At 54.5% G+C, this 1,512-nt stretch carries 1 rRNA gene (only partly in view); it reads right to left on the bottom strand.

The features are described 5' to 3' along the window. A 23S ribosomal RNA gene (locus tag ACIQT2_RS23940) occupies nucleotides 1-1,285 on the bottom strand; its annotated part reaches 1,856 nt to the left of the window's first position; the annotation flags it as partial. Nucleotides 1,286-1,512: the final 227 nt, after the last annotated feature.

The following is a 1,512-nucleotide window of genomic DNA, read 5'->3' as shown; positions in this document are numbered from 1 at the left end:
ATATGCGTGAATGCCACAACTTCGGCGGTGTACTTGAGCCCCGCTACATTGTCGGCGCGGAATCACTTGACCAGTGAGCTATTACGCACTCTTTCAAGGATGGCTGCTTCTAAGCCAACCTCCTGGTTGTCTAAGCAACTCCACATCCTTTCCCACTTAGCACACGCTTAGGGGCCTTAGTTGGTGGTCTGGGCTGTTTCCCTCTCGACTATGAAGCTTATCCCCCACAGTCTCACTGCTGCGCTCTCACTTACCGGCATTCGGAGTTTGGCTGACGTCAGTAACCTTGTAGGGCCCATCGGCCATCCAGTAGCTCTACCTCCGGCAAGAAACACGCAACGCTGCACCTAAATGCATTTCGGGGAGAACCAGCTATCACGGAGTTTGATTGGCCTTTCACCCCTACCCACAGCTCATCCCCTCCATTTTCAACTGAAGTGGGTTCGGTCCTCCACGACGTCTTACCGTCGCTTCAACCTGGCCATGGGTAGATCACTCCGCTTCGGGTCTAGATCACGCCACTACACTCGCCCTGTTCAGACTCGCTTTCGCTACGGCTACCCCACACGGGTTAACCTCGCGACGTAACACTAACTCGCAGGCTCATTCTTCAAAAGGCACGCCATCACAACAACACAGCAAGCTGCGGCTGCTTTGACGGATTGTAAGCACACGGTTTCAGGTACTGTTTCACTCCCCTCCCGGGGTACTTTTCACCTTTCCCTCACGGTACTGGTCCGCTATCGGTCATTAGGAAGTATTTAGGCTTATCAGGTGGTCCTGACAGATTCACACGGGATTTCTCGGGCCCCGTGCTACTTGGGATACTCACCAAAAGCGGCACAACGACATTACAGTTACGGGGCTCACACCCTCTCTGGCCGGCCTTTCAAGACCGTTCACCTATGCCCATGCTCTCACCTCGCCGGTCCGGCAGAACCAACACAGCAAGTCCCACAACCCCGCCCACGCAACGCCCGCCGGCTATCACACATGGGTCGGTTTAGCCTCATCCGCGTTCGCTCGCCACTACTAACGGAATCACTCTTGTTTTCTCTTCCTACGGGTACTGAGATGTTTCACTTCCCCGCGTTCCCCCCACGCACCCTATGAATTCAGGCACGGGTCACACAATCACCATGACAGCGTTGTGCGGGGTTTCCCCATTCGGACATCCTGGGATCACCGCTCGGTTATCAACTCCCCCAGGCTTATCGCAGATTCCTACGTCCTTCTTCGGCTCCTAATGCCAAGGCATCCACCGTGCGCCCTTAAAAACTTGACCACACAAAACCACGGACAACACCCCCCAAACGGGAAGACACTGTCCTGGTTGATGCACTCAATCACTTTCGAGAGAACCACGGCCATCAAAGGCCAGGTTCTAAATCAAAGAAATTGCTACGAACACACACAACCCACAAAGGGCCACACGTGTGTGTCCAGATGCTCGCGTCCACTATGTAGTTCTCAAACAACAACCCCAACAACCACCCCCACCACACAACCCCC

It is taken from the genome of Paenarthrobacter sp. NPDC090522, assembly GCF_044769225.1.
In the GTDB taxonomy this organism is placed as follows: domain Bacteria; phylum Actinomycetota; class Actinomycetes; order Actinomycetales; family Micrococcaceae; genus Arthrobacter.
The sequence above is the reverse complement of the archived record's forward strand: the minus strand, read 5'-3'. Positions and strand labels throughout refer to the sequence as shown.